22 protein-coding genes and 2 pseudogenes are annotated in these 25,584 nt (G+C 54.0%); 6 read left to right on the forward strand and 18 right to left on the reverse strand.

Going from position 1 to position 25,584, the window contains the following annotated elements:
* Positions 1-19: 19 nt before the first annotated feature.
* The 5 genes from glgA to asd all read right to left on the reverse strand — a co-directional run bounded on the left by glgA (position 20) and on the right by asd (position 8,302).
* Positions 20-1,453, reverse strand: a complete 1,434-nt coding sequence (gene glgA / locus OGX86_RS13410) for a glycogen synthase GlgA (protein WP_003827622.1) — start codon at positions 1,451-1,453, stop codon at positions 20-22.
* Entirely contained in the window at positions 1,453-2,748 is a 1,296-nt protein-coding gene (glgC, locus tag OGX86_RS13415; protein WP_003827621.1) for a glucose-1-phosphate adenylyltransferase, read from the reverse strand. The genes glgA and glgC overlap by 1 nt, the downstream gene beginning before the upstream one ends.
* Positions 2,749-2,762: 14 nt before the next feature.
* Positions 2,763-4,739, reverse strand: coding sequence for a glycogen debranching protein GlgX (gene glgX / locus OGX86_RS13420; RefSeq protein ID WP_286640211.1), 1,977 nt, complete (start codon positions 4,737-4,739; stop codon positions 2,763-2,765).
* Positions 4,739-6,922, reverse strand: a complete 2,184-nt coding sequence (glgB, locus tag OGX86_RS13425) for a 1,4-alpha-glucan branching enzyme (RefSeq protein WP_032945237.1) — start codon at positions 6,920-6,922, stop codon at positions 4,739-4,741. The genes glgX and glgB overlap by 1 nt, the downstream gene beginning before the upstream one ends.
* Positions 6,923-7,195: 273 nt before the next feature.
* Positions 7,196-8,302: an aspartate-semialdehyde dehydrogenase gene (gene asd, locus OGX86_RS13430; RefSeq protein WP_003827614.1), complete on the reverse strand. Its 1,107-nt coding sequence runs from the start codon at positions 8,300-8,302 to the stop codon at positions 7,196-7,198.
* A 190-nt stretch (positions 8,303-8,492) separates the two neighbouring features.
* On the opposite strand from asd, the gene yhgN reads away from it, so the two are divergent.
* The 3 genes and pseudogenes from yhgN to OGX86_RS13445 all read left to right on the forward strand — a co-directional run.
* On the forward strand, positions 8,493-9,086 hold the full coding sequence (gene yhgN, locus OGX86_RS13435; protein ID WP_003023480.1) for an NAAT family transporter YhgN: 594 nt from the start codon (positions 8,493-8,495) through the stop codon (positions 9,084-9,086).
* A gap of 459 nt (positions 9,087-9,545) precedes the next feature.
* A pseudogene (locus OGX86_RS13440) lies at positions 9,546-9,979 on the forward strand (hypothetical protein).
* Positions 9,973-10,152 (forward strand): annotated as a pseudogene (locus tag OGX86_RS13445) (MarC family protein); the annotation flags it as partial. The pseudogenes OGX86_RS13440 and OGX86_RS13445, both read left to right, overlap by 7 nt.
* On the opposite strand, the gene gntU reads toward OGX86_RS13445, so the two are convergent.
* The 5 genes from gntU to OGX86_RS13470 all read right to left on the reverse strand — a co-directional run bounded on the left by gntU (position 10,075) and on the right by OGX86_RS13470 (position 15,068).
* Positions 10,075-11,415 carry a gluconate transporter gene (gntU, locus tag OGX86_RS13450; protein ID WP_003827609.1) on the reverse strand — a complete coding sequence of 447 codons (1,341 nt, stop codon included), beginning with the start codon at positions 11,413-11,415 and terminating at the stop codon, positions 10,075-10,077. The pseudogene OGX86_RS13445 and the gene gntU overlap by 78 nt on opposite strands.
* The gene (gene gntK / locus OGX86_RS13455) at positions 11,415-11,945 is read right to left on the reverse strand and encodes a gluconokinase (RefSeq protein WP_003023475.1); all 531 of its coding nucleotides are present in this window, start codon (positions 11,943-11,945) and stop codon (positions 11,415-11,417) included. The genes gntU and gntK overlap by 1 nt, the downstream gene beginning before the upstream one ends.
* A gap of 141 nt (positions 11,946-12,086) precedes the next feature.
* On the reverse strand, positions 12,087-13,082 hold the full coding sequence (gene gntR / locus OGX86_RS13460; RefSeq protein ID WP_008786351.1) for a gluconate operon transcriptional repressor GntR: 996 nt from the start codon (positions 13,080-13,082) through the stop codon (positions 12,087-12,089).
* Between the two features lie 129 nt (positions 13,083-13,211).
* Positions 13,212-13,907 carry a quercetin 2,3-dioxygenase gene (gene yhhW, locus OGX86_RS13465; protein ID WP_003023472.1) on the reverse strand — a complete coding sequence of 232 codons (696 nt, stop codon included), beginning with the start codon at positions 13,905-13,907 and terminating at the stop codon, positions 13,212-13,214.
* A gap of 123 nt (positions 13,908-14,030) precedes the next feature.
* Positions 14,031-15,068, reverse strand: a complete 1,038-nt coding sequence (locus tag OGX86_RS13470; RefSeq protein ID WP_286640212.1) for an oxidoreductase — start codon at positions 15,066-15,068, stop codon at positions 14,031-14,033.
* Positions 15,069-15,498: 430 nt separating this feature from the next.
* Here OGX86_RS13470 and yhhY point away from each other — a divergent pair, with 430 nt between their 5' ends.
* Positions 15,499-15,987: an N-acetyltransferase gene (gene yhhY / locus OGX86_RS13475; protein WP_048227420.1), complete on the forward strand. Its 489-nt coding sequence runs from the start codon at positions 15,499-15,501 to the stop codon at positions 15,985-15,987.
* Positions 15,988-16,033: 46 nt separating this feature from the next.
* A complete protein-coding gene (locus tag OGX86_RS13480; RefSeq protein WP_286640213.1) occupies positions 16,034-16,918 on the forward strand; it encodes a hypothetical protein in 885 nt (294 codons plus the stop codon).
* Between the two features lie 47 nt (positions 16,919-16,965).
* On the opposite strand, the gene ggt is transcribed toward OGX86_RS13480, so the two are convergent.
* The gene (gene ggt, locus OGX86_RS13485; RefSeq protein ID WP_003827593.1) at positions 16,966-18,711 is read right to left on the reverse strand and encodes a gamma-glutamyltransferase; all 1,746 of its coding nucleotides are present in this window, start codon (positions 18,709-18,711) and stop codon (positions 16,966-16,968) included.
* Positions 18,712-18,829: 118 nt separating this feature from the next.
* On the opposite strand from ggt, the gene OGX86_RS13490 reads away from it, so the two are divergent.
* On the forward strand, positions 18,830-19,270 hold the full coding sequence (locus OGX86_RS13490; protein WP_136391398.1) for a DUF2756 family protein: 441 nt from the start codon (positions 18,830-18,832) through the stop codon (positions 19,268-19,270).
* Here OGX86_RS13490 and ugpQ read toward each other — a convergent pair.
* The 7 genes from ugpQ to livF all read right to left on the reverse strand — a co-directional run bounded on the left by ugpQ (position 19,267) and on the right by livF (position 25,578).
* On the reverse strand, positions 19,267-20,010 hold the full coding sequence (gene ugpQ, locus OGX86_RS13495; protein ID WP_136391397.1) for a glycerophosphodiester phosphodiesterase: 744 nt from the start codon (positions 20,008-20,010) through the stop codon (positions 19,267-19,269). The genes OGX86_RS13490 and ugpQ overlap by 4 nt on opposite strands.
* Positions 20,007-21,077 carry a sn-glycerol-3-phosphate import ATP-binding protein UgpC gene (locus tag OGX86_RS13500; RefSeq protein ID WP_048227423.1) on the reverse strand — a complete coding sequence of 357 codons (1,071 nt, stop codon included), beginning with the start codon at positions 21,075-21,077 and terminating at the stop codon, positions 20,007-20,009. Before OGX86_RS13500 ends, ugpQ begins: the two co-directional genes overlap by 4 nt.
* Position 21,078: 1 nt before the next feature.
* Positions 21,079-21,924, reverse strand: a complete 846-nt coding sequence (gene ugpE, locus OGX86_RS13505; protein ID WP_003023450.1) for a sn-glycerol-3-phosphate ABC transporter permease UgpE — start codon at positions 21,922-21,924, stop codon at positions 21,079-21,081.
* Complete coding sequence (gene ugpA / locus OGX86_RS13510; protein WP_048215384.1) at positions 21,921-22,808, reverse strand: sn-glycerol-3-phosphate ABC transporter permease UgpA; 888 nt, start codon at positions 22,806-22,808, stop codon at positions 21,921-21,923. Before ugpA ends, ugpE begins: the two co-directional genes overlap by 4 nt.
* Positions 22,809-22,918: 110 nt before the next feature.
* Positions 22,919-24,235 carry a sn-glycerol-3-phosphate ABC transporter substrate-binding protein UgpB gene (gene ugpB, locus OGX86_RS13515; protein WP_003827583.1) on the reverse strand — a complete coding sequence of 439 codons (1,317 nt, stop codon included), beginning with the start codon at positions 24,233-24,235 and terminating at the stop codon, positions 22,919-22,921.
* Positions 24,236-24,482: 247 nt separating this feature from the next.
* Positions 24,483-24,764, reverse strand: coding sequence for a hypothetical protein (locus tag OGX86_RS13520; protein ID WP_048215382.1), 282 nt, complete (start codon positions 24,762-24,764; stop codon positions 24,483-24,485).
* 100 nt (positions 24,765-24,864) lie between these two features.
* Positions 24,865-25,578, reverse strand: a complete 714-nt coding sequence (livF, locus tag OGX86_RS13525) for a high-affinity branched-chain amino acid ABC transporter ATP-binding protein LivF (RefSeq protein ID WP_003827581.1) — start codon at positions 25,576-25,578, stop codon at positions 24,865-24,867.
* Positions 25,579-25,584 lie beyond the last annotated feature (6 nt).

The raw sequence follows: 25,584 nt of genomic DNA on the forward strand, positions 1-25,584 counted from the left end.
ATAGGTGATTCCTGGATATCTATTTCAAGCGATAGTAAAGCTCACGGTATGACTTCGCCGCGACTTGCCAGCTAAAATCCATGGTCATGGCCTGACGTTGTACAAACCGCCAAAGCGAAGGCCGGGACCACAATACGAAAGCACGCCGGATCGCGCGTAACAGCGACCAGGCATTACTATCTTCAAATACAAACCCACTGGCGATACCGTCCGCCAGATTTTCCAGCGAACTGTCAGAGACTGTATCAGCCAGCCCACCGGTGCGCCGCACCAGCGGCAGCGTGCCGTACTTCAGTCCATACAACTGCGTTAAGCCACACGGCTCAAAACGGCTGGGAACCAATATCACATCGGCCCCACCCATGATGCGGTGCGAGAAGGCTTCGTGATAGCCGATCTGCACACCCACCTGTCCTGGATGTTCCGCCGCTGCGGCGAGGAATCCTTCCTGTAATACCGGATCGCCCGCGCCTAGCAATGCCAGCTGTCCACCCTGCTCTAACAACCCCGGCAGCGCTTCCAGCACCAGATCCAGCCCTTTTTGACTGGTCAGACGGCTCACCACGGCAAACAGCGGTACTTTATCGTTGACCTTAAGTCCCATCGCTATCTGAAGCTGACGTTTGTTTTCTGCCTTCTCCTCCAGCGTGTCGCGCGTATATCGCGATGCCAGCAGGAGATCGGTTTCCGGGCTCCAGATTTTTTCATCAACGCCGTTCAGCACGCCGGAAAGACGCCCTTCGCGATGACGCTGCTGCAACAGACCTTCCATCCCGTAGGCAAACTGCGGCTCGGTAATTTCCCGCGCGTAGGTCGGACTGACCGCCGTAATGTGGTCGGCGTAGTACAACCCTGCCTTCAGAAACGAAATCTGCCCGTTAAACTCCAGTCCGTGCACATTAAAGAACGACCATGGCAATTGGATGTCATCCATATGCTTTGCATAAAACATGCCTTGATACGCCAGGTTGTGGACGGTGAACACCGATTTCGCCGGATGGCCGCGCGCCGCCAGATACGCCGGAGCCAGACCCGCATGCCAGTCGTGCGCATGCACCACATCCGGGCGCCAGAATGGGTCAAGGCCACAGGCCATTTCACAGCCAACCCAGCCCAGCAATGCAAAACGCTGCACGTTATCGGTATACGCAAACAGGTTAGTGTCGTGATACGGGCTACCGGGGCGGTCATAGAGATGCGGCGCGTCAATCAGGTAAATACCCACGCCGTTGAAATGCCCGAACAGCAGCGTGATACGTCCGGCGAAGGTATCCCGACGCGTTACAACCTGCGCATCGGGAATGCCGCGACGAATATCAGGAAACGCCGGGAGCAGCACGCGGGCATCCACGCCGTCCGCTATTTGCGCTGCGGGTAACGCCCCAATAACATCCGCCAGTCCCCCGGTTTTTAACAGGGGGAACATCTCTGAACAAACGTGTAAAACCTGCATTATCGCTCCTGTTTGATCTGCAGTTTGCGTAGCATTTCACGCGTGACCAGCACAATACCTTCCTCTGAACGGTAGAAACGACGCGCATCTTCTTCCGCGTTTTCACCAATCACCATGCCTTCGGGAATAACGCAGGCGCGGTCGATAATGCAACGACGTAAGCGGCACGAACGTCCCACCCACACTTCAGGTAACAACACTGCCGAATCAATGTTACAGAATGAATTCACCCGCACTCGCGGGAACAGAACGGACTGCACCACCACCGAACCTGAAATTATGCATCCGCCAGAAACCAGCGAGTTCAGCGTCATTCCGTGGCTGCCGGAACGGTCCTGAACAAATTTCGCCGGTGGCAGCGATTCCATGTGCGTACGGATTGGCCAATCCTGGTCGTACATGTCCAGTTCAGGCGTCACCGAAGCCAGATCGAGGTTCGCCTTCCAGTAGGCTTCCAGCGTACCCACGTCACGCCAGTACGGCTCGGATTCCGGGTCAGACTGCACGCAGGACAACGGGAATGGATGTGCATACGCCATGCCAGCTTCGGTGATTTTCGGGATAATGTCTTTACCGAAATCGTGACTGGAGTTTTCATCGAGGTCATCTTCCGCCAGCAATTCATACAGATAATCGGCGTTGAAAACGTAGATCCCCATACTGGCAAGAGATTTGGTCGGGTCGCCTGGCATGGCTGGCGGGTTGGCGGGTTTTTCAACGAACTCGATAATTTTATCGGTGTCATCCACGTCCATTACGCCAAACGCGCTGGCCTCTTCAATAGGCACTGGCATACAGGCCACGGTGCAACGCGCGCCTTTCTCGACGTGGTCGATCAGCATGCGTGAGTAGTCCTGCTTGTAGATATGATCGCCCGCGAGGATCACCACATATTCCGCTTTATAGCGTCGAATGATGTCCAGGTTTTGGGTCACCGCATCCGCCGTACCGCGATACCAGTTTTCACCCTGCATTCTCTGCTGGGCAGGCAGCAGATCGACAAACTCGTTCATCTCTTCGCTAAAGAACGACCAGCCGCGCTGAATATGCTGCACCAGCGTGTGGGACTGGTACTGGGTGATCACGCCAATACGGCGGATCCCGGAGTTAATACAGTTGGATAAGGCAAAATCGATAATGCGGAACTTACCGCCAAAGTGCACAGCAGGTTTGGCACGTTTGTTGGTTAAATCTTTTAAGCGGGTACCGCGGCCACCGGCCAGGATCAGGGCAACAGATTTTAATGGCAGCTGGCGCGCCAACATTACACGATCGTTCTTCTCTAAACTCACCATGACTAACTCCTTTTTTATCTTCTCTGGAACACACACAGTCCGTGCGCAGGTCCCTGCCAGACAGCCGTAAGCACCGGATTATCCTCTCCGGCAAATGGGGGAACGGCGCACCATTCCCCTTCAGGTAAAACGATATCTGTCACCTCAAGCGTGGCATTTATTGCAATCAGAAAACGGTCTGAAAGCAGGATTTGCATCTGCCTCGGGCCGTTTTGCCACTCATCCGCACTTAAGGGTTGTGCGTACTTATTCAGCCAACGAACATTGCCATCGCCCTCTTCCCACCAGCGATCACCCGTTAGTGCAGGAATTTGCTGGCGAAGATGGATCAGGGCAGCTGTAAATGTGGTTAGTCCGCTGTTTGCCTGCTGCCAGTCCAGCCAGGTCAGGGCGTTATCCTGGCAGTAAGCGTTATTGTTGCCGTGCTGGCTATGACCATGCTCATCGCCCGCCAGCAACATCGGCGTCCCCTGGGAGAGCAACAGCGTGGATAACAGCGCATGAATGCTGTCGCGCCGCCGCTCAATCAGGTCCAGCGTGCCGCCTAATCCTTCTTTACCATGATTGTCGCTGTAGTTATTGCTAGTGCCGTCGCGATTTTCCTCACCATTCGCTTCATTGTGCTTATTTGTGAAGCACACACAGTCGCGTAGCGTAAAACCGTCGTGCGCAGTCACCAGATTGACCGTCGCGCTGGGTTTGCGACCATCGCGTTTAAACACGTCGCTGGATGCGGCAAAACGTCCGGCAAACTCACCCAACGAGAGATTACGCTGGAGCCAGAAGCGTCGGGTCGCATCGCGGAAATGGTCATTCCACTCGGCAAACGGCGGGGGAAAATTCCCCACCTGATACCCGCCTTCACCAATATCCCACGGTTCCGCAATCAGCTTAACGCGTGAGAGCAGCGGACAGTTTTGGATCGCGGTAAACAGTGGCGCATCCTGACGAAACGCAGGTGTACGCCCCATGACGGAAGCCAAATCAAAACGAAAACCATCCACATGGCAGGTTTCAACCCAGTACCGCAGGCATTCACATGCGTATTCCACAACGCCTGGATGGCTCAGATTGAGGGTGTTCCCACAACCGGTCCAGTTGTAGTAATCACCATCGTCCCTGATCCAATAATAGCTACGGTTATCAATTCCGCGCAGCGAGAAGACGGGGCCTTCGAGATCCAGCTCAGCGCTGTGGTTCAAAACGATATCGAGAATGACCTCAATCCCCGCTTTGTGCAGCGCTTTTACCGCGTCGCGAAACTCATCAAGCGCACTCTCCGGCGAACAGGCATAGGCCGGATGCAGCGCAAACATCGCTACCGGGTTGTAGCCCCAATAGTTCGACAGCCCCAGCCGCTGAAGCCGTGGTTCGCTGGCAAAATGTGCCACCGGCAGCAGCTCCAGCGCGGTAATGCCGAGGCGCTTGAAGTAATCGATCATCACTGGATGGCCCAGCGCTTTGTAGGTTCCGCGAATCTCTTCCGGCAGGTCTGGATGCAAAAACGTCAACCCTTTGACATGCGCTTCGTAAATCACGGTATTGCCCCACGGCGTGCGCGGCGGGGCATCATCCTCCCAGTCATAATGATCGGACACCACCACGCCCTTCAGCGCGATGGTGGCATTATCATGATGATCCGGTTCATTTAGCCCACCGTGCAGCAGCGGGTTATCTTTTAACTCGCCATCCACCCGACGGGCGCAAGGGTCAAGCAGCAGCTTGGCCGGATTAAACCGGTGGCCCTGCTGCGGTTGCCATGGGCCATGAACACGATAGCCATAGCGCAGACCGGGCCGTGCGTTGGCCAGATAGCCGTGCCAGACATCACCGCTACGCCCCGGCAGGTCATAGCGAAGTTCGCACCCTTGCTCATCGAATACGCATAATTCAACGCGTTCAGCGTGGGCCGAGAAGAGTGTGAAATTGACACCATGGCCGTCATACGTTGCACCATGGGGGGTGGCGTTGCCGGTTGCCAGTTGCGTCATTACCCCTCCCGAACCAGCCAGATCGTTGCCAACGGCGGTAACGTGAGGCTCAGTGAGTGCTGACGACCATGGCTGGCGATTTCATCGCTGTGCACCGCACCGCCGTTGCCGGTATTGCTACCGTGGTAATGCATCGAGTCGGTATTGAGGATCTCACGCCATTTGCCTGGCTGATTGATACCGAAGCGATAGCCGTGGCGGGGCACAGGCGTAAAGTTACTGACCACGATGATTTCATTGCCGACCTTGTCACGACGCACGAAAGCCAGCACCGAACGTTCGTTGTCATCCACCACCAGCCATTCAAAACCATAGGCGTCAAAGTCGAGCTCGTGCAGCGCTTTGTGATGACGGTAGGTGTGGTTCAAATCGCGCACCAGACGCTGTACGCCGTGGTGCCAGTTATCGCCACCTTCCAGCAGGTGCCAGTCGAGGCTGGCGTCATGGTTCCATTCACGTCCCTGCGCAAACTCGTTGCCCATAAACAGCAGTTTTTTGCCCGGGAAGGCCCACATCCAGCCGTAGTAGGCGCGCAGGTTGGCAAACTTCTGCCATGCATCTCCCGGCATGCGATCGAGAATGGATTTTTTACCGTGTACCACTTCATCATGCGACAGCGGCAGGACAAAGTTTTCGGTGTAGTTGTACAGCATGCCGAAGGTCAGCTTGTCGTGATGGTACTGACGATGAATCGGGTCCAGCTTCATGTAGTCCAGCGTGTCGTGCATCCAGCCGAGGTTCCACTTATACCAGAACCCTAAACCGCCCATATCCTGTGGTCTTGAAACGCCGGCAAAGTCGGTCGACTCTTCCGCCATGCTCACCGCACCAGGCACCTGCTCGCCAAGAATGCGGTTGGTATTGCGCAAAAATTCAATGGCTTCGAGGTTTTCACGACCACCAAATTCGTTTGGGATCCATTCCCCTTCTTTGCGGCTGTAGTCGCGATAAATCATCGACGCCACGGCATCCACGCGCAGCGCGTCAATACCAAAGCGTTCAATCCAGTACAGGGCGTTGCCCACCAGGTAGTTGCTGACTTCACGGCGACCATAGTTGTAGATCAGCGTGTTCCAGTCCTGGTGATATCCTTCGCGCGGGTCGCTGTGTTCATACAGGTTGGTGCCATCAAACTCAGCCAAACCAAAGTCGTCCGATGGGAAGTGGCCCGGCACCCAGTCGAGAATAACGTTCAGCCCCGCCTGATGCGCGGCATTCACGAAATAGCGGAAATCATCGCGCGTCCCGAAGCGACGGGTCGGCGCATACATGCCGGTAGGCTGGTAGCCCCAGCTACCGTCGAACGGATGCTCGTTAATCGGCAACAGTTCGAGGTGGGTAAAGCCCATCCATTTGGCGTACGGCACCAACTGATCCGCCAGCTCGCGGTAGCTCAGCCAGAAGTTGTTATCGGTATGACGACGCCATGACCCCAGGTGAACTTCATAGATAGAGATCGGTGCATCAAACTGGTTGGCTTTTTTGCGCGCCTCGCTTTGCACTACTTTTTCCGGCAGACCACAGATAAGCGACGCGGTTTCCGGACGCATTTGCGCTTCGAAGGCGTAAGGGTCCGCTTTGATTCGCAGCTTACCGTTGGCATCGATCATCTCGTATTTATACAGTTGACCATGCTGCGCACCGGGGATAAACAGCTCCCAAATACCGCTTTCTTTGCGCAGGCGCATCGGGTGGCGACGACCATCCCAGTAGTTGAACTGCCCAACCACTGATACGCGTTGAGCGTTAGGTGCCCAGACTGAGAAGCGCGTACCGGTTACGCCATCCATGGTATCCGCATGCGCACCCAGCGTTTCGTAAGGTCGCAGGTGCGTACCTTCAGATAACAGCCAGGCATCCATATCCTGGATCAGCGGGCCAAAACGATAAGGGTCATCAATCAGATTCTGCTGTCCATGCCAGACAACGGCCAACTGATAGCGAAAGAAATTTTTACGGCGGGGAAGTACTGCACAGAAAAAACCGCGAGAGTCGAGGCAATCCAGCTTGCCGACTTTGCGTCCGGTTTTGGGTTCGATCACCCACACTTCGGTGGCGTCAGGTAATAGGGCGCGGACTTCAAGTCCAGCATCAGTTTGGTGCATACCGAGTACGGAAAAAGGATCCGCAAAATGGCCTGCAATTAGCGCATTAATCACGTCTCTATCGATACGAACGGACATGGTTGTCATCCTGTTTTATGGCGTCACCCCTTCCAACTGATTTTCGACATCAGGTAGTGACACTTTTTTTGACCTGAACGGCGCAGCACAATTGTGCATCCTCTCTGCGTCGTCCCACCTTCAGGCAACAACTTAATACCTCCGGTACTAAGTCACCCTTAAAGAATAGCCAATGCTTTATCTTACTCCTGGTAAAAAATGAAACATCTGCGCTTACTCCTGTATTACGCAAAAAAAGGGGTGATTCCTCACCCCTTGATCGTTAACAAACTATTACGCCAATTGGCGCAGCATACGGCGCAATGGCTCCGCAGCACCCCACAGCAACTGGTCGCCCACGGTAAAGGCTGACAGGAACTCCGGTCCCATGTTCAGCTTACGCAGACGGCCTACTGGCGTGGTCAGCGTGCCGGTAACGGCCGCCGGGGTTAACTCACGCATGGTGATATCCCGATCGTTTGGTACAACTTTGGCCCACGGATTGTGCGCCGCCAGCAGTTCTTCCACGGTCGGAATAGACACATCTTTTTTCAGTTTAATGGTGAACGCCTGGCTGTGGCAGCGCAGCGCACCGACGCGCACGCATAGACCATCAACCGGGATCACGGAAGACGTGTTGAGAATTTTGTTGGTTTCCGCCTGTCCCTTCCACTCTTCACGGCTCTGACCGTTATCGAGCTGTTTGTCGATCCACGGAATCAGGCTACCGGCCAGCGGTACGCCAAAGTTATCAACCGGCAGTTCGCCGCTGCGGGACAGGGTCGTCACTTTACGTTCGATGTCGAGAATAGCAGAGGAAGGGGTCGCCAGTTCCTCGGCCACATGGCCATACAGATGACCCATCTGAGACAGCAGTTCACGCATATGGCGCGCGCCGCCGCCGGAAGCCGCCTGATAGGTCGCCACGGAAACCCAGTCAACCAGGTCATTGGCAAACAGGCCACCGAGGGACATCAGCATCAGGCTAACGGTACAGTTGCCGCCGACAAAGGTCTTAATGCCTTTGTTCAGGCCGTCGGTGATGACATCCTGGTTAACCGGATCGAGAATAATGATGGCATCGTCTTTCATACGCAGCGAAGAGGCTGCGTCAATCCAGTAACCCTGCCAACCGCTTTCACGAAGCTTTGGATAGATTTCGTTGGTATAATCGCCGCCCTGACAGGTCACGATGATATCGAGCGCCTTCAGCGCATCCAGATCAAAAGCGTCCTGAAGTGTGCCGGTCGCGGTGCCACCGAACGTCGGTGCCGCCTGCCCAAGCTGGGAAGTAGAAAAGAAAACAGGGCGAATGGCGTCGAAGTCACGCTCCTCAACCATGCGTTGCATGAGAACAGAGCCGACCATACCGCGCCAGCCGATAAAACCAACATTTTTCATAGCGTTTTTTCCTGCAGAGATGTGTGCTGTGTATGCTAACCAGTATCCTACTGGCCTATCCTTCACCATACAAAAAGCAGCCAAAGTCGCAAGTGAAATTAATCAATGATAGCGAAGCCATCAGTAATGCGACTTATCCCGCTGCGCAAGCAAGCAGAAAGTCCGCGGTAATTATCAGGGAATTTGAGTTATGAATGAAATCATTTCAGCGGCAGTTTTATTGATCCTGATTATGGATCCGCTCGGAAATCTGCCCATTTTCATGTCCGTATTGAAACATACCGAACCAAAACGTCGCCGCGCGATTATGATTCGCGAGCTGTTTATTGCGCTGTTGGTGATGCTGATATTCCTGTTTGCGGGCGAGAAAATTCTGGCATTTCTTAACCTGCGTGCAGAAACCGTATCGATCTCCGGGGGCATCATTTTGTTCCTGATCGCCATTAAGATGATTTTCCCCAGCGCTACCGGGAATAGCACCGGGCTTCCGGCTGGTGAAGAGCCATTTATCGTACCGCTGGCGATTCCGCTAGTAGCCGGGCCGACAATCCTGGCCTCATTAATGCTGTTGTCGCATCAGTACCCAAATCAGATGGGACATCTGGTGATTGCGCTGCTGATCGCCTGGGGCGGTACATTCGTGATTTTGCTGCAGTCTTCGCTGTTTTTACGTCTGCTGGGAGAGAAAGGGGTTAACGCGCTGGAGCGCCTGATGGGGCTGATTCTGGTGATGATGGCAACCCAGATGTTCCTCGACGGCGTGCGGATGTGGATGAAGGGGTAACGCACTCACTTTACGCCGGGTGTCGGCTTCGCCTTACCCGGCCTACGGTGTTGATATGTGCTCGTTTGTAGGCCCGGTAAGCGCTAGCGCCACCGGGCAATCAGCGCCGTGAATGTGTTTGTGAGAAACACCTCAATCATTTAAGTCTCTGAAAAAGCGTATTTTCATTTCTGCGAAGCGCCTTCCGAAATGCCCTCTTGTCAGCATCACGGATAAGCATTATCTTCTCGCTGCACCTGCAAAATCAGGTGCCAGAATTAGCCTTCTGAACTCCTTCATCGGTGACGCAAGTATTTTTGTGTCGCACGCTTAGGTACACTCCAATGGTGGACCGGGCGGGGGCGTCGCAAGACGCGCCGGTATCCGATGAGGCCGGTAAGGCTAACCCTGTTCGGCTCCACCTCCAGTGAGATTAGCCTCTCCAGTGGTGGATGAAAATCACTCATTGGAGGCTGCCCTATGGCTACTACCCCTCTCTTTTCATACTCTTTATTTACCCTGCCCTTTAGCCATGCCACGGACTTCACCGAACTGGCGGATAACTGTGAGCGTTTTGTCGAAGGGCTTGTTGAATGTCATGACCCTGTTGAAAAACTGGCGATTTGTGCGCGCCTGTCGGCCTGTCTGGCACTACTGCAACCAACCTTAACGGAACCTGTACCGCAGCATCTGCAGGCCAGCCTGACGGTAGAAACCTTACCAACCCGCTCTCCCCTCTTTGAACCCGAACCAGATCAGATGGGGCGTTACTGCCAGCTTTTGACGCATTTACTGATGAGTAAAAGATGGAACGCGTGGCGGGTGATTTACTGCAGGATTTAGTGGGCTATTTCGCCGATACGCTAAAAGCGCCGCGTTGGTTGAAAACCGAGGATGGGGTGATGGTGCTGTAAAAAAGCCGGGTGGCGGCTTCGCCTTACCCGGCCTACGGTGTCGATATGTGCTCGTTTCCAGGCCCGGTAAGCGCTAGCGCCACCGGGCAATGCCATCAGCTCAACAGCTGGAAAGCAATCATACCGACAATCGCGCCGACCGTACCGAGGATGGTTTCCATCATCGTCCAGGTCTTCAGCGTTTGCGCTTCAGTCGCGCCGGTAAATTTACCGAACAACCAAAAACCAGCGTCGTTAACGTGGCTGACCACGATAGAGCCGCCCGCGATACAGATAGACAGCGCCGCCATCTGGGCACCGGAGTAGTTCAGTTGCTCAATCACCGGCATCACCAGACCGACCGCCGTTAAGCAGGCCACTGTCGCGGATCCCTGAATGATACGCACCGCCGCCGCCAGCACGAAGCAGGTGATAGCGATCGGCAAGCCCATACCGGTTAACGCTTCGCCCAGTGCAGGACCAACGCCGGAATCTACCAGTACCTGTTTGAACACGCCGCCAGCACCAATCACCAGCAGAATAATCCCCGCTGGCTGCAGTGCATGGCCGCAGATTTCCATCACGCGGTCTTTTGGCATGCCCTGGCGTACCGCCAGACCGTAAATCGCCACCAGACAGGCAACCAGAATCGCGGTAAACGGATGACCGATAAACTCGAACCATTCGTAGGTTGAAGAACCGACCGGAACAAAGCGTGCGGCGATGGTTTTCAGGCCAACCAGCACCAGCGGCAGCAGGATCAGCGATAAGCTGAAGCCAAAGGAGGGCATTTTGCCTTCGCCCAGATGCGGCTCGGTAATGTCTTCCGGTACGTGCAGCTCAACGTAACGGCTGATGAAGTTACCCCACAGCGGCCCGGCGATAATCATGCCCGGGATCGCGGCGCACAGGCCAATCAGGATCATCCAGCCAAAGTCGGCGTGCATCTGAGAGGCCAGCAGCATCGGCGCAGGCCCCGGCAGCAGGAACGCTGCGGCAGCCGCCACGCCCGCAAACAGCGGAATGACCAACTTAACCAGGTTAGTACCGGTATGGCGCGCCATTGAGAACGCTACGCTAATCAGCAGCACAATCGCCACCTCAAAGAACAGCGGCAGCGCGCAAATCAGACCGGCCAGGCCAATCGCGTAATGTGCGCGGCTGTGACCGAAGGATTTCAGCATTTTGACGGCAATCTGATCGACCGCGCCGGTCTCATGCAAAATCTTGCCGAACATCGCCCCCAGCGCCACCACAATCGCCAGGAAACCGAGCGTGCCTCCCATCCCTTTTTCCATGGTCGCCGCGATTTTATCGAGCGGCATACCGGAAAAGAGACCTGCACCAATGGATACCACCATCAAAGCAACGAAGGCGTGCATACGCGCCTTCATCACTAAAAACAGCAGTAATAAAACGGACCCTACTGCTGTTAAAACAAGCGTTAATGTGCTCACTACTTACTGCCTTGGTTAATAACCTCAATGGTGCTGGCGACCACACCGTCCAGTGGTTGATCGATATCGACCACCAGTACATCGTTTTCATTCGCACCCGGTTCTTCCAGCGCTTCAAACTGGGTAACCAGCATCTGCGTTTTGAAGAAGTGGCCTTTACGCGCCTTCAGACGGCTTTCGATAACGTCAAAATCCCCTTTCAGATAAATGAAAGAGAGGTTCGGGTTACCGTCGCGCAACTGGTCGCGGTAGACTTTTTTCAAGGCAGAACAGACGATCAGCGAAACCTTGTTGGTACGCTGCATCGCAAAAGCGGCGTCATTCAGCGCCTGTAGCCACGGTTTACGGTCGTCATCGTTGAGTGGCTCACCGGAAGCCATTTTCATGATGTTGCTGCGCGGATGGAGAAAATCGCCATCAAGAAACGCGGCCTGCAGTTGATGCGCCACTTCGCTGGCGACAGCAGATTTACCGCTGCCCGATACGCCCATCAGAACGTAAACGTGGTGATCATGATTAGTCGTGCTCAAAGCGTTGCCCCCACTGGTACAAGAATCAGGAAATTGTTACGGGTAACTGTTATCGGTAACATTGTCCAGCCGGATAAATAGAGAAGCAATATCCATTCGTGCTCGAAGTGTATAAGTGTGAGCTACTTCAAACTTGTTGGCTTAAATAGATCCGCCCGGTGACAAGGTGAAACCTAAATCTAACATTTTAGGCGTGACTGCTTCACCACGAATGCGCGCCAGCAGGCGTTCTGCGCCAATGCTGCCCATCCGTTCACGTGGCGTGAGTACACTCGCCAGACGCGGCTCCATCACCTGCCCGATGTCGTGACCGTGGAATCCGGCAATCGCCATGTCATCCGGGATTTTCAGCCCTAAACGCTGGCATTCGAAGGCCGCCCCTACCGCCAGGTCATCGTTGGTACAGAAAACGCCGTCGAGCTGCGGGTATTCACGCCGCGCCTGACGGATGAGTTCAATACCGGAGGAGTAGGAAGAAGACTGTTCCACCATCACGCTGTACGGCACCAGGTTGGCATCGCGCATTGCCTGCTCGTAGCCTCTCTGTTTGATGATAGTACGTTCATCAAGACGAGCGCCAAGATAGGCTACATGACGGTGCCCGCGGGCGATAATAGCGGCAGTCATCTGACGCGCGGCTTCGAAGTTGTCGAAACCGACGGCGATATCCAGACACGGAGACTGGCTGTCCATCAGCTCAACCACCGGGATACCGGCAACTTCAATCATTTTCAGCGTACGGGGCGTATGGCTACGTTCGGTGAGGATCAGGCCATCAATATTCCACGACAGCATCGATTCCAGGCGCTCTTGTTCCATCTCAGGCTTATAGCCGTAGTGCGCGAGCATAGTTTGATAACCATGGGCGTCGGTGACGGCCTCAATGCCGCGTAGCACTTCAGCAAAAACCTGGTTAGTGAGAGACGGTAACAGCACGCCGATAGCGCGGCTGGTGGCGTTAGAAAGGATATCAGGGGCGCGATTGGGAATATAACCCAGCTCATCAAGTGCAGCGGCAATTTTGCCCCGCAGCGCCACGGAGACCTGCTCCGGGTTACGCAAAAAGCGACTGACCGTCATTTTGGTCACGCCCACGCGGTCGGCTACATCCTGAAGTACGGGTCTTTTCTTTTTCATCGTCCTGAAGCGTTAAAAAGGGATAGATTTTCCCAGTTTACCACGGACGCATGGAATTAATGACAAACGATGAAAAGCCGGATGGCAACGCTTTCGCGTCTTATCCGGCCTACAATGGGTTACAGCACGTTAGACTGGCGGCAGGTCAAACAGTAACACTTCACTGTCGCTGTCGGCATGAATAGAAATTGCCTGCTCATCCCAGATTGCCAGACCGTCGCTGGTGGTCGCTTTAGTGCCGTTAATAGTGACATTGCCTTTTACCACCTGGATCCAAACGCGGCGTTCAGCGGCAATCTGATGCACCGACTGCTCATCTTTGACCAGCGCCCAACGGTACAGCTCCATATCCTGGTACACTTTCAGTGAACCATCACGGGCATCCGGCGACAGCACCAGTTGTTTACCCTGAGCGGCATCGAAACGACGCTGTTCATAGCGCGGTGTAATACCGTTCTCCTGCGGCATGATCCAGATCTGATACAGATGCAGCTTCTCAGTATTGCTCGGGTTGTACTCCGAGTGACGGATCCCCGTCCCGGCGCTCATAATCTGAAACTCACCGGCCGGAACCTGCTCTTTGTTGCCCATGCTGTCCTGATGCTCTACCGCGCCTTCCAGCACGTAGGTCAGGATTTCCATGTCTTTATGGGGGTGAGTACCAAATCCCTGACCTGCGTCGATCACGTCATCGTTAATCACGCGCAGTGCTGAGAACCCCATAAAGTTCGGGTCATAGTAGTTGGCAAAAGAGAAGGTATGCCAGGAATCAAGCCAGCCATGATTAGCGTGGCCACGGTCGTTAGCTTTGCGTAAGTAGATCATTGTGTTCACCCCCAGATGTTTTCGATGGAGTAAGTGTGGACTCAATCCGCCTGGGATCATAGAGGGTGAAAATTGACTCCTCTGTTCAAAAAATATGAACAATCCCAGAGGAGTCTGTGCAGGCTATTTGGCGAGGGTTATCGTGGCAGGCGTTGCCTGTTCAAAGGCGCGTTCGAGGATCTCCAGGTTGGTAAGAACTTCAGATTCCTTGACGTAATTAGGCGTACCGGCCGTCAACGTCTGGTACACCGCGTCATAGACACGACCGTAATCCCCCACTTCCGGCTTTACCTCTTCTTTTACCGTGATGCCGTCATCGTTGACGTACTCCAGCACCCCAACAGAATCGTCAGCGGCGAAACCTGGTTCACCGGGCATGATATTGGCCTTCAGGCTGGTTTCCTGCTGGTCGATGCCGTACTTCACAAACGAGCCTTTGGTGCCATGGACAATAAACTTCGGATAGTCGATTTTCACCAGATGACTGGTTTTAACAATGGCTTTCAGGTCGCCGTAAAACAATTGCGCTTCAAAGGTATCGTCCGGGTTCGCTTTGTTGCGCAGACTGCGAATGTCATAGGCTACATGGTCAGGACGCCCGAAAAGGGAAATAATCTGATCCATGGTGTGTACGCCCAGACCATAAAACGCGCCGTCCTGCGGCAGTCCCGGCTTGGTTTCTGCTTCAGGACGGTAGTAATCGAAATGGCTTTCAACCTCAACAATCTTGCCGAGCTTGCCGCTCTCAATGGCTTTTTTCGCGGTGAGGAAGCAGGAGTCAAAACGGCGATTCTGATACGGCGTAACGGTCAGTCCTTTGCTTCGCGCCAGTTCGAACAGATCTTTTGCTTGCGCAAGCGTCGGCGTAAAGGGTTTCTCAACCAGCACATTTTTACCCGCTTCCAGCGCGCGTTTAGCGTATTCAAAATGGCTGTCAGCATGAGTACAGACGATCACCAGTTTCACCTGCGGATCGTTTAAGATCTCATCGAGGTCGCTGGTGAAGTGAATATGTGAATACTGCGACGCCTGCTCTTCCGGCCTGGCGTTGCGGCGGAAAATGTGCGCGACGTGCCAGCTATTTTTGCGGTTGAGGACGTACGGCAAATGGTAGCGGGTGGTGCTTTTACCAAAACCAATAAATGCGCAGTGTAAGGTCATGAGACGATCCTTTTGAAGGTGATTGTCTACACCATAGCGCAAAGCGGCTGGAGACTGAATCCATCCTGTCATCGTGCCGGATGCGGCGTTGCCTTATCCGGCCTACAAAACCCAGGTCTCAGCTGTAGGCCGGATAAGCGCAAGCGCCATCCGGCATCAGTCGCCCCACCCCGGGGACAAATTGACAAGTAAGCCAGGCAGAAACAAAAACCCCCAAAAAAAAAGCCAGCAAAAGCTGGCTAAAGTAATACTGGAAGCAATGTGAGCAATGTCGTGCTTTCAGGTTCTCCGTAGGGGTTCCCCTGAACGCAGAGCAATAATAATCATTCTCATTCGCACTTGTCTACTTCTTTTTGCAAAAAAATGCAGTTGACGGATTTTTCTTTCTCAGCGAGTGTAAATGCACAATTAACCCTGCAGGAGATAAGGAATGAGTGAGATAGTGATACGCCACGCTGAACCGAAAGATTACGACGCAATTCGTCAGATCCACGCCCAGCCGGAGGTGTACCACAACACGCTACAGGTTCCTCATCCTTCCCTCGAAATGTGGCAAGCGCGGCTAACCGAGCAAACCGGTGTCAAACAGCTGGTTGCCTGCATTGACGATATCGTCGTGGGGCATCTCTGTATTGAGGTCGCGCAGCGTCCGCGCCGCAGCCACGTGGCCGATTTTGGTATCTGCGTGGATGCCAGGTGGCACAATCGTGGCGTTGCCAGTGCGCTGATTCGTACGATGATCGACATGTGCGACAACTGGCTGCGCGTCGAGCGCATTGAGCTGACGGTATTTGTTGATAATGAGCCTGCGGTAGCAGTCTATAAGAAGTACGGCTTTGAAATCGAAGGCACCGGTAAGAAATACGGCCTGCGCAACGGTGAGTACGTTGATGCCTACTTTATGGCGCGCGTGAAATAAATTTAAGGGCGAGTCATATCGCCCTGATTATTGAAAGGACGCAATAGTGAAAAAGTTTCTTCCCCTGATTTTGCTGGCCTCGCTCTCCCCTGCTTTTGCCACTACTGTACAAAATCTCGATTCCATACCCAGTGCTATCCAACATACTGAAGGTAAACAGATTTTTGCTGAGCAAATGGCAGGATCAACCCCTGTGAAAGGATTTGGTGAGCTTCCTCAGGGCTTATCTGAAAAGCAGTGGATTGCCTGGGTTGCACCGAATGAAGATCCTGACAACCTGATCCTGACTGGTGCTAAATCTTGGGGAAAAGACGGTAAATATATTGGCATTGCCTGTTTTGCCGATAATAAGGCTGACGCCGAGCAAGCAAATAAATACGCGGATTACACCTGCCCGGAAAACTACAGCAACGGGCGCGCTAATAAATTATATCTCGGCGTTTTTTCCTGGCAGAATCCACAGCTAACGCCTATTGCACGCTCGGAAAGACCGTTAAACCAGCTCTCAGAGTGGAATAAAGCCGCTGAAAAAGAGAGCGATGATGAGTCCGTCAGACCGCTGGCTTATTATACAAAGCTGGATCTGGCACCGTACCGGATAGCACCCGATACCCTGGCATTCGGGGTACGGGGTGGATACTCCGATGCCTACTCCGGCGGCGGGGCATTTTATGAAGTGCTGGAACTCTACACCATCAAAGACAGCAAAATAATCAACGTGTTTTCTGACCTTGTTTATTACTATTCAGACATTGCCGGAGACTGGAATAAAGACGGCACAAGGCAGCACGACATCAGCGAAAGTAAGTACATTCTCAAAATGCGCTCGGCAAAGACGCACGGGTTTTATGACTTAGAGCGCGTTAACCTACAGGATAAAAGCAGCCAAATATTCCGCTGGTCCGAATCACTGCAGCGATATGCGCCATAACCTACCAGTCAGGCCTACATCGTTCAGAACGCTGTAGGCCATTATTCTTAGTACCCCGCCGTTAAATCATCCACGGAACGCGGGTCAGAAGCACCATACAGTGCGCCATCCGGTCCAACCATAATGCTCTGCGTGCTGCCCATCGCCTCTTTCAACGCTACTTTCTGTCCTTTTTGCTCCAGCAGCTTGATTGTATCCGGGCTAAAGCCCTTCTCGATACGCAGTTCATCCGGCAACCACTGATGATGGAAACGCGGCGCGTTGGTCGCTTCGGCGACGTTCATCCCGAAATCAATGCTGTTGACCACCATTTGCAGTACGGTAGTGATGATTCGGCTTCCACCTGGGCTGCCGGTAACCAGCCAGGTTTTCCCGTCTTTTACCACGATAGTCGGCGACATCGATGACAGCGGACGCTTCTTCGGCCCAACCGCGTTAGCATCACCGCCCACCAGTCCATAAACGTTCGGCACGCCTGGCTTAGCGGAGAAATCATCCATTTCGTTATTCAGCAGAATACCGGTGTTACCCGCCACGATGCCGGTCCCGAAGGTGGTATTCAGGGTATACGTTACCGCCACGGCATTGCCGTCTTTATCCACTACCGAGAAGTGCGTAGTCTGGTTGCTTTCATACGGGGCGAGCTTGCCAGGTTTGATCTGGCTGGAGGGCTTAGCCTTGTTGATATCAATCTGATCGGCAAGCGTTTTAGCATAAGCTTTGTTGGTCAGCGCTTGCCACGGCACTTTCACAAAATCCGGGTCGCCCAGATATTCTGAACGGTCGGCGTAAGCATATTTCTCCGCTTCAGCCATAACCTGCATAGCATCGGCGCTGCCAAACCCGTACTTCTTCATATCGAAGTTTTCGAGAATATTGAGGATCTGCACGATGTGAATACCGCCAGAGGACGGCGGCGGCATGGAGAAGACCTGATACCCGCGATAGTCACCGCTGATCGGCGTGCGCTCCACGGCTTTATAGCTGGCTAAATCCTCTTTGGTCATCAGCCCGCCGTTCTTCTGCATTTCCCCGGCAATCTGGTCGGCAATCGCCCCTTTATAAAACGCATCCGGGCCGTTTTCGGCAATCATTTCCAGGCTTTTCGCCAGATTCTTTTGCACCAGCTTGTCGCCCTTTTTCAGCGGCTCGCCGTCCTTCCAGAAAATGGCTTTGCTATTCTCGTGATTAGGGAGCACTTCGCTGCCATAGGTTTTCAGATCGTCGGCCAGCGCGTCATTAACCACAAAGCCCTCTTCCGCCAGCTTCATCGCCGGGCGCACCACTTTGTTTAGCGGCATCGTGCCGTATTTCTCCAGCGCCAGCGAGAAACCCGCCACGGTACCCGGCGTACCGGATGCCAGATGCGACGTCAGCGACTTTTTCGCATCGGCGTTGCCCTGCTCATCAAGGAACATGTCACGGGTCGCGCCAGCAGGTGCCATTTCACGAAAATCGATCGCTGTGGTGTTACCGTCTTTGGTACGCAGCAGCATAAAACCACCGCCGCCCAGATTGCCCGCCTGGGGATGCGTCACCGCCAGCGCATAGCCAACGGCCACGGCGGCATCGACGGCATTCCCGCCCTGTTTAAGAATGTCCACCCCAACCTGGGTAGCTAAAGCATCCACGGAGGCCACCATCCCTTGCTTAGCGCGTACGGGATGGAACACATCTTCCTCGACTCCGTAAGATACCGGCGGTGGCGCAGCCGGCGCGGCAGCAACGCTAAAACAACTTCCTGAGAGCAGAGCAGCAATGGCTACCCGGCGTAAAAACGTCGGTTTTATCATCGTTATTCTCCAGATGTATAGGGGTCGGCCCCCACTAAGCCTGGTGCATAACTCTGAAATAATCATCGTAACGGCGAGAAAGGAGTAAACTTAAGAGATCCCCGAGAGGAGAAAAGCGATGAAACGACTCTTACTTTTAGCCATGCTGTTGCCGTTTGCAGGCTTTACACAGCCCATCAACACCATGAATAACCCGAACCAACCCGGTTATCAGATCCCGAGTCAGCAGCGTATGCAAACCCAAATGCAAACGCAGCAAATTCAGCAGAAAGGGATGCTCAACCAACAGTTGCAAACCCAGACGCGTATGCAGCAACAGCATCTGGAAAACCAAATTAACACCAACTCACAGCGGGTCCTTCAGTCTCAGCCAGGCGAGCTGAATTCCGGTCAGCAGCAAATGCTGCCCAACAGCAACGGTGGGATGTTGAGTGGAACCCGTAACCCGGACAGCTCTCTGAATAAGCAACATATGCTGTCGGAGAAAAAGAATGGCGACATGCTGAAGCCCTCCAGCACGCCGCAGCCTAACGTTCCGTTAAAAACGATTGGGCCTTAAAAAGGTTGGAAATCCGGACCAATCGTATCAATGGCATCGGTACAGATGCAGTCCACTCCCCAGCGCAGCAGTTCCGCCGCGCGCTGGGGTCGGTTGACGGTATATACCAGAATACGTAGCCCCGCATCGCGCAGCGCATCCACACGCGCTTCATCCAGCAGTTTGTGATTAAGATGAATAGAGACGCAGCCAAGCCGCATGGTCAGCTCGCGCCAGTCCTCGCGCCATTCATCAAGCAGCAAGCCTCTCGGCAGTTCAGGTACCGCCTGCTGCGCCGCTTCAAGTGCATCAATTTCAAAGGATGACAATAGTGGCGGTGTCATTCCCGCCCACAGTTTCCGCGCGGCCAGCGCCACGACTTTGCCGGTTAACGTTCCGGTGCCGGTTGTGGGTTTAATTTCAATATTCGCCATCATACCGTGCTGACGGCAGCGCTCGGCCACTTGCGAGAGCAGCGGCAGCGGTTCACCTTTAAACTCACCGCTAAACCAGCCGCCGGCGTCCACGCGCAATAAATCCTGCCAGTTCAGCTCGCCTGCCACGCCCCAGCCGTTGCTGGTTCGCTCCAGGTTGTCGTCATGCAGTAAGAAGATCTCACCGTCTTTCGACAATTTAGCGTCAAACTCGATCATGGTATGCCCGTATCGCGCCCCCACGTCGATCGCCGCCAAGGTGTTTTCCGGGGCCAGCTTACCGCCGCCACGATGGGCGACAATATGGGGGTAAGGCCAGTTACTCATACGCGTTGTCCTGTTTCGCCATCAAAAAGATGCAGATGATTTTCTGGCAGATGCAGCCACAGCGTGCTGCCTGCCGTCGGGCGATGCTGATGCGCCAGTCGCACCACCAGCTTTTGCTCACCCCAGCGTCCGTGTGCCAGGTTATCTGCGCCCAGCATTTCCAGGGTGTCAACGACCAACGGCACGCCGCCTTCGGCCTGCGAGCTTAGCGCAATATGCTCTGGGCGGATACCCAATGTCATGTTACGCCCAATAGCCTCTCTCGCGCTTCTGCCGATGGGTAGCGTCATGCCACCCTCCAGTTCAAAATGGGTGCCCGAGGTACTGATGCACCCGTCCAGCAGGTTCATTGCCGGGCTGCCGATAAAACTCGCCACAAAGCGGCTGGCAGGTTTTTCATACACCTCAACCGGCGTACCTACCTGCTCGGCAATGCCTTTGTTCATCACCATCACCCGTTGGGCGAGGGTCATCGCTTCAACCTGGTCGTGCGTCACGTATAGCGAAGTGGTTTTCAGGCGGCGATGCAGATGTTGTAACTCCAGACGCATCTGCACGCGCAGCTTGGCATCGAGGTTAGAAAGCGGCTCATCGAACAGGAATACCGCTGGGTCGCGCACAATCGCTCGCCCCATCGCTACGCGCTGGCGCTGACCGCCAGAAAGTTCGCGCGGACGACGTTTGAGCAGCTCACCTAGCTCGAGAATACGCGCCGCCTCATTTACCCGCTCAGCAATGTGTTCCTTGCCCATCCCGCGGATTTTCAGCCCCCAGGCCATGTTTTCTTCCACGCTCATATGCGGGTAGAGCGCGTAGTTTTGAAAGACCATCGCTATGCCGCGATCCTTCGGCTCCATCTCGGTAACGCGTTTATTATCAATCCAGATATCGCCACCGCTTACCCGCTCCAGCCCGGCTACCATCCGCAGCAGCGTAGACTTTCCGCAGCCGGATGGCCCAACCATCACGATAAATTCCCCGTCCGCGACGTCCAGCGTCAGCGGTTTAATTACCTGGGTTTTGCCGTCCCAGCTTTTGGTTACTGCTTGTAGTTTGAGTCCTGCCATTTTATTTCTCACTGTCCACTAAACCACGCACAAACGCGCGCTGCATGGCTAACACGATGATTACCGGAGGGATGAGCGTCAGCAGCATGGCTGCCATCACCTGATTCCATTGGGTGGTACCTTCGCCGGTAGCGATCATGCCTTTGATGCCCGCTACCGCAGTGCCCAGGTTGACATCGGTAATAATTAACAACGGCCACAAATACTGGTTCCAGCCGTAGATAAAGGTGATCACGAACAGCGCCGCCAGATTGGTTTTTGACAGCGGTAGCACGATATCGCGGAAAAAACGCATCGGTGACGCACCGTCAATTCGCGCCGCCTCAACCAGCTCATCCGGCAGGGTCATAAAGAACTGTCGGAACAGGAAGGTCGCCGTAGCCGATGCCATCAACGGCAGCGTCAAACCCGCATAGCTGTCGAGCATTTTCAGGTTGGCGATAACCTCCACAGTGGGGAAGATTCGCACCTCAACCGGCAGCATCAGGGTGATAAAAATCATCCAGAAGAACAGGTTGCGCAGCGGAAAACGGAACCAGACGATGGCGAATGCGGAGAGCATGGAGACGGTGATTTTCCCTACAGTAATACTGAACGCCATGATGAAACTGTTAAGCATCATCAACCAGAACGGCGCGCTGTTGACGCCCACACCGTTGACCCAGATGTATTTCATGTTCTCCAGCAACTGCGTGCCGGGAACCAGCGTCATCGGCGTTTCAAACACCGCTTTATTGTCCAGCGTCGCCGCGACAAACGCGACGTACAGCGGAAACAGGATCACCATAATCCCCATAATCAACATGGCATGGCTGAATATTGTCAGCCCACGACGGTTCTCAATCATTGGTAACGCACCTTACTTTCCACATAGCGGAACTGCACCACCGTCAAAATAATGACCAGGAACATCAGCACCACCGATTGCGCGGCCGAGGCGGAGAGATCCAGCCCAACAAAGCCTTCGCGATAGATCTTATAAATCAACGTCGTGGTCGCCTGTACCGGTCCACCCGCCGTGGCGGCATCGATCACCGGGAAGGTATCAAAGAAGGCATAAACCAGATTCACCACCAGCAGAAAGAAGCTGACCGGGGCTATCAGCGGCAGCGCCAGCTTAAAGAAGCGGCGAACCGGCCCTGCGCCATCAATCGCAGCAGCTTCGATCAGTGACCGCGGGATAGACTGCAGTGCGGCAAAGAAGAACAGGAAGTTGTAACTAATCTGCTTCCAGACCGACGCGAACACCACCAGAAACATTGCCTGACCGCTGTTTTGCGCATGGTTCCAGTCATAGCCAAACTCACCGAGAAAATGGGTAATCAGCCCGCGACCTGGATTAAACAGGAAGATCCACAATACGGCGGCGACGGCAGGCGCGACGGCATAGGGCAACAGCATCAGCGTCTGGTAAAAACGGCTGCCGCGCACCACGTAATTCACCAGCGCCGCAAAAAATAACGACACCAGCAGACCGCTTACCGTGACTAACGTACTGAACTTAATGGTGGTCCAGAATGAGTCGAGGTAGTACGGGTCATGAAACAGCGCGACAAAGTTTTCCAGTCCGACAAACTGGCTAGAAAGACCAAACGGATCAACGGATTGTAGCGAGTACCACAGCGCTTCACCGGCGGGCCAGATAAAGAAAATAACGGTGATAACCAGCTGCGGAGCCACCAACAAATAGGGAAGCCAACGCGAGCGGAATACCGGACGGGATGAAGACATGTAGGTTCTTTTCCTGGAAGGTGCCGGATGGCGGTGCAAGCACCTTATCCGGCCTACAAACTACGAACTTGTAGGCCTGATAAGCGCAGCGCCATCAGGCACTTATACACTTAAGACTTGGTCGATTGCTCAAAGCGGCGCAGTAACTGATTGCCACGCTCAACGGCGGCATCCAGTGCCTGCTGCGGGGTTTTCTTCCCGGTCCAGACGCTTTCCAGCTCTTCATCCACAATAGTGCGGATCTGCGGCATATTGCCCAAACGCAGCCCTTTGGTGAACGGCAACGGCGGCTTGTTCAGCATCTGGCGGGTGGCAATATCAGCCCCAGGGTTCTTCTCATAGAAGCCCTGCTCACGGGTCAGGTCGTAGGCAGCGGTGGTGATCGGCAGATAGCCGGTCTTCTGGTGCCATTCGGCAGCAATTTCAGGCTTCGCCAGGAAGTTGAGGAACTGCGCCACGCCTTCGTAGGTTGCTTTGTCTTTACCCTGCATCACCCACAGGCTGGCCCCACCGATAATCGCATTCTGCGGCGCGCCCTTCACATCGGCATCGTACGGCATCATCCCGACGCCATAATTGAATTTAGCGTAGTGGCGGATGTCGGCCAGCGAACCGGAAGAGGCGGTGGTAATGGCACAATCCCCGTTGTAGAACTTCTCAGTGGATTCGTCCTTACGCCCGAAGTAGCTGAAATCACCTTTTTTGTTCAGCTCTTCCAGCAGAGCGATATGTTTCACCTGTTCCGGTTTATTGAACTCCAGCACCGCGTCAGTACCGTCAAAGCCATTGTTTTTGGTTGCTACCGGCAGACCGTTCCAGGCGCTGAAGTTTTCAATCTGAATCCATCCCTGCCAGCCGCTGGCGTAACCGCACTTCATTCCTGCAGCTTTCAGCTTCGCGGTGTACTCCGCCAGATCCTGCCAGGTTTTCGGCGGCTGCTCAGGGTCTAAACCGGCTTTTTTGAAGGCATCTTTGTTGTAGTACAGCACCGGAGTGGAGCTGTTAAACGGCTGGGAGAGCAAGTGTCCGCTTTTAGAGTCGGTGTAGTAACCGGAAACCGTCGGTACGAACTGAGACTCATCGAAGTTAATGCCAGCCTCTTTGAATACTTCATAGACCGGTTTAATGGCTTTTGAGGCCATCATGGTTGCCGTGCCCACTTCATAAACCTGCAGCAGCGCAGGCGCGTTTCCGGTACGGAAAGCGGCAATTCCTGCACTCAGGCTCTGCTCGTAGTTGCCTTTGTACTGCGGAACAATTTTGTAGTCGGGATTGGCTGCATTAAAACGTTGCGCCAGTGAATCAACTTCTTTACCCAGTTCGCCTTCCATTGAGTGCCAGAACGGGATAGTGGTGACCGCCAGTGCCTGACCTGCAAATGCCAGGCTAAGTGCCAGTCCTAAAGCTGTATGTCGTAACGATATCATCGGTTATCTCTCTTGTTGTGCCGGATGCGCGATATCACGCGTTTTATGCTCGCGGGGGTAACATGACATGCTCGAATGACAGAAAAATAACTTTTTTATTACAAAAAAAAGATAGTAAGGCGACAAACAGATGGCAAGGCGGTGAAAGCGTAGTGACAGGAAAATGCGGGGTGGTGCACAACAAAGCCGGATATCGCTATACCTTCTCCGGCCTGGATGGCGTTATCTGCTGCTCCAGCAAGGAAGATTAATCCCGACGCCAGCGTCGCTCATATTCATTCTGTAAACGCTGCTGCTCTCGCCGCTCACGTTCACGTTGGATATCCGATTTATCATCATCCCAGCCTGGGCATACCGAGCTGGTAAATACTTCGCAGGGCGAGTCGGATTGCGCTAACGGGTTGTCCGGTTTCTCTTCCCAGATAGCGGGATCGCGCGGGTCAAACGCTGGCGGTGTTGAGGCCAGGGTAGTTAATGAAAGCGTCAAAAACAAACTGCCAATCATCATGCAGGTACCTGAACGAATCATCCTTTCTCCATGTTCATTTTATTATTGATAACTATTCTCAATAATAACATAGAGCAATAAAAAGGGGCCACAGCGGGCCCCTTGTCTATTCAGAGAATGATTAACCGCCCAGATACGCACTACGCACCGCTTCGTTAGCCAGTAACGCATCACCGGTGTCTTCCAGCACCACATGACCGTTTTCCAGCACGTAGCCGCGATCGGCGAGCTTCAGCGCCTGGTTAGCGTTCTGTTCGACGAGGAAGATGGTCATCCCCTGTTCGCGCAGCTGTTCGATGGTGTTAAAAATCTGCTGGATGATAATCGGCGCCAGACCCAGCGACGGTTCATCAAGCAGCAGCAGCCTCGGCTGGCTCATCAGTGCACGGCCTATCGCCAGCATCTGCTGTTCACCGCCGGACATCGTTCCCGCACGCTGAATACGACGCTCATGCAGACGGGGAAACAGGTCATACACCCATTTGATGCGTTCCTGAAACTGGTCCTTTTCGGCAAAGAAGCCGCCCATCGCCAGGTTCTCTTCCACCGTCATGCGGGAAAACACGCGACGCCCTTCCGGCACAATCGCTACCGCTTCGCGCATGATTTTCGCCGTCTGCCAGTCGGTAATGTCTTTACCATCAAAGACGATTCGCCCGCTGGTCGCTCGCGGGTCGCCACACAATGTGCCGAGCAGCGTGGTTTTTCCCGCGCCGTTAGCACCAATCAGAGTAACGATTTCACCCTGGTTGATATACAAGCTGACGTCGTGCAGCGCCTGTATCTTGCCGTAGTGGGCGTTGACTTTGTCGAACGATAACATCGCCTTATCCATATTAAT

It is taken from the genome of Citrobacter sp. Cpo040, assembly GCF_030332915.1.
GTDB classification, from domain to species: Bacteria; Pseudomonadota; Gammaproteobacteria; order Enterobacterales; family Enterobacteriaceae; genus Citrobacter; species Citrobacter portucalensis.

What these genes read in the sequence shown, in the direction of transcription:
- ugpE (WP_003023450.1), bottom strand. Translation starts at nt 21,924, where the DNA reads ATGATTGAGAACCGTCGTGGGCTGACAATATTCAGCCATGCCATGTTG.
- glgX (WP_286640211.1), bottom strand. Translation starts at nt 4,739, where the DNA reads ATGACGCAACTGGCAACCGGCAACGCCACCCCCCATGGTGCAACGTAT.
- OGX86_RS13520 (WP_048215382.1), bottom strand. Translation starts at nt 24,764, where the DNA reads ATGATTCGTTCAGGTACCTGCATGATGATTGGCAGTTTGTTTTTGACG.
- yhgN (WP_003023480.1), top strand. Translation starts at nt 8,493, where the DNA reads ATGAATGAAATCATTTCAGCGGCAGTTTTATTGATCCTGATTATGGAT.
- ugpQ (WP_136391397.1), bottom strand. Translation starts at nt 20,010, where the DNA reads ATGAGTAACTGGCCTTACCCCCATATTGTCGCCCATCGTGGCGGCGGT.
- asd (WP_003827614.1), bottom strand. Translation starts at nt 8,302, where the DNA reads ATGAAAAATGTTGGTTTTATCGGCTGGCGCGGTATGGTCGGCTCTGTT.
- glgC (WP_003827621.1), bottom strand. Translation starts at nt 2,748, where the DNA reads ATGGTGAGTTTAGAGAAGAACGATCGTGTAATGTTGGCGCGCCAGCTG.
- OGX86_RS13500 (WP_048227423.1), bottom strand. Translation starts at nt 21,077, where the DNA reads ATGGCAGGACTCAAACTACAAGCAGTAACCAAAAGCTGGGACGGCAAA.
- yhhY (WP_048227420.1), top strand. Translation starts at nt 15,499, where the DNA reads ATGAGTGAGATAGTGATACGCCACGCTGAACCGAAAGATTACGACGCA.
- gntR (WP_008786351.1), bottom strand. Translation starts at nt 13,082, where the DNA reads ATGAAAAAGAAAAGACCCGTACTTCAGGATGTAGCCGACCGCGTGGGC.
- glgB (WP_032945237.1), bottom strand. Translation starts at nt 6,922, where the DNA reads ATGTCCGTTCGTATCGATAGAGACGTGATTAATGCGCTAATTGCAGGC.
- OGX86_RS13470 (WP_286640212.1), bottom strand. Translation starts at nt 15,068, where the DNA reads ATGACCTTACACTGCGCATTTATTGGTTTTGGTAAAAGCACCACCCGC.
- livF (WP_003827581.1), bottom strand. Translation starts at nt 25,578, where the DNA reads ATGGATAAGGCGATGTTATCGTTCGACAAAGTCAACGCCCACTACGGC.
- yhhW (WP_003023472.1), bottom strand. Translation starts at nt 13,907, where the DNA reads ATGATCTACTTACGCAAAGCTAACGACCGTGGCCACGCTAATCATGGC.
- ugpB (WP_003827583.1), bottom strand. Translation starts at nt 24,235, where the DNA reads ATGATATCGTTACGACATACAGCTTTAGGACTGGCACTTAGCCTGGCA.
- ugpA (WP_048215384.1), bottom strand. Translation starts at nt 22,808, where the DNA reads ATGTCTTCATCCCGTCCGGTATTCCGCTCGCGTTGGCTTCCCTATTTG.
- glgA (WP_003827622.1), bottom strand. Translation starts at nt 1,453, where the DNA reads ATGCAGGTTTTACACGTTTGTTCAGAGATGTTCCCCCTGTTAAAAACC.
- OGX86_RS13490 (WP_136391398.1), top strand. Translation starts at nt 18,830, where the DNA reads ATGAAACGACTCTTACTTTTAGCCATGCTGTTGCCGTTTGCAGGCTTT.
- ggt (WP_003827593.1), bottom strand. Translation starts at nt 18,711, where the DNA reads ATGATAAAACCGACGTTTTTACGCCGGGTAGCCATTGCTGCTCTGCTC.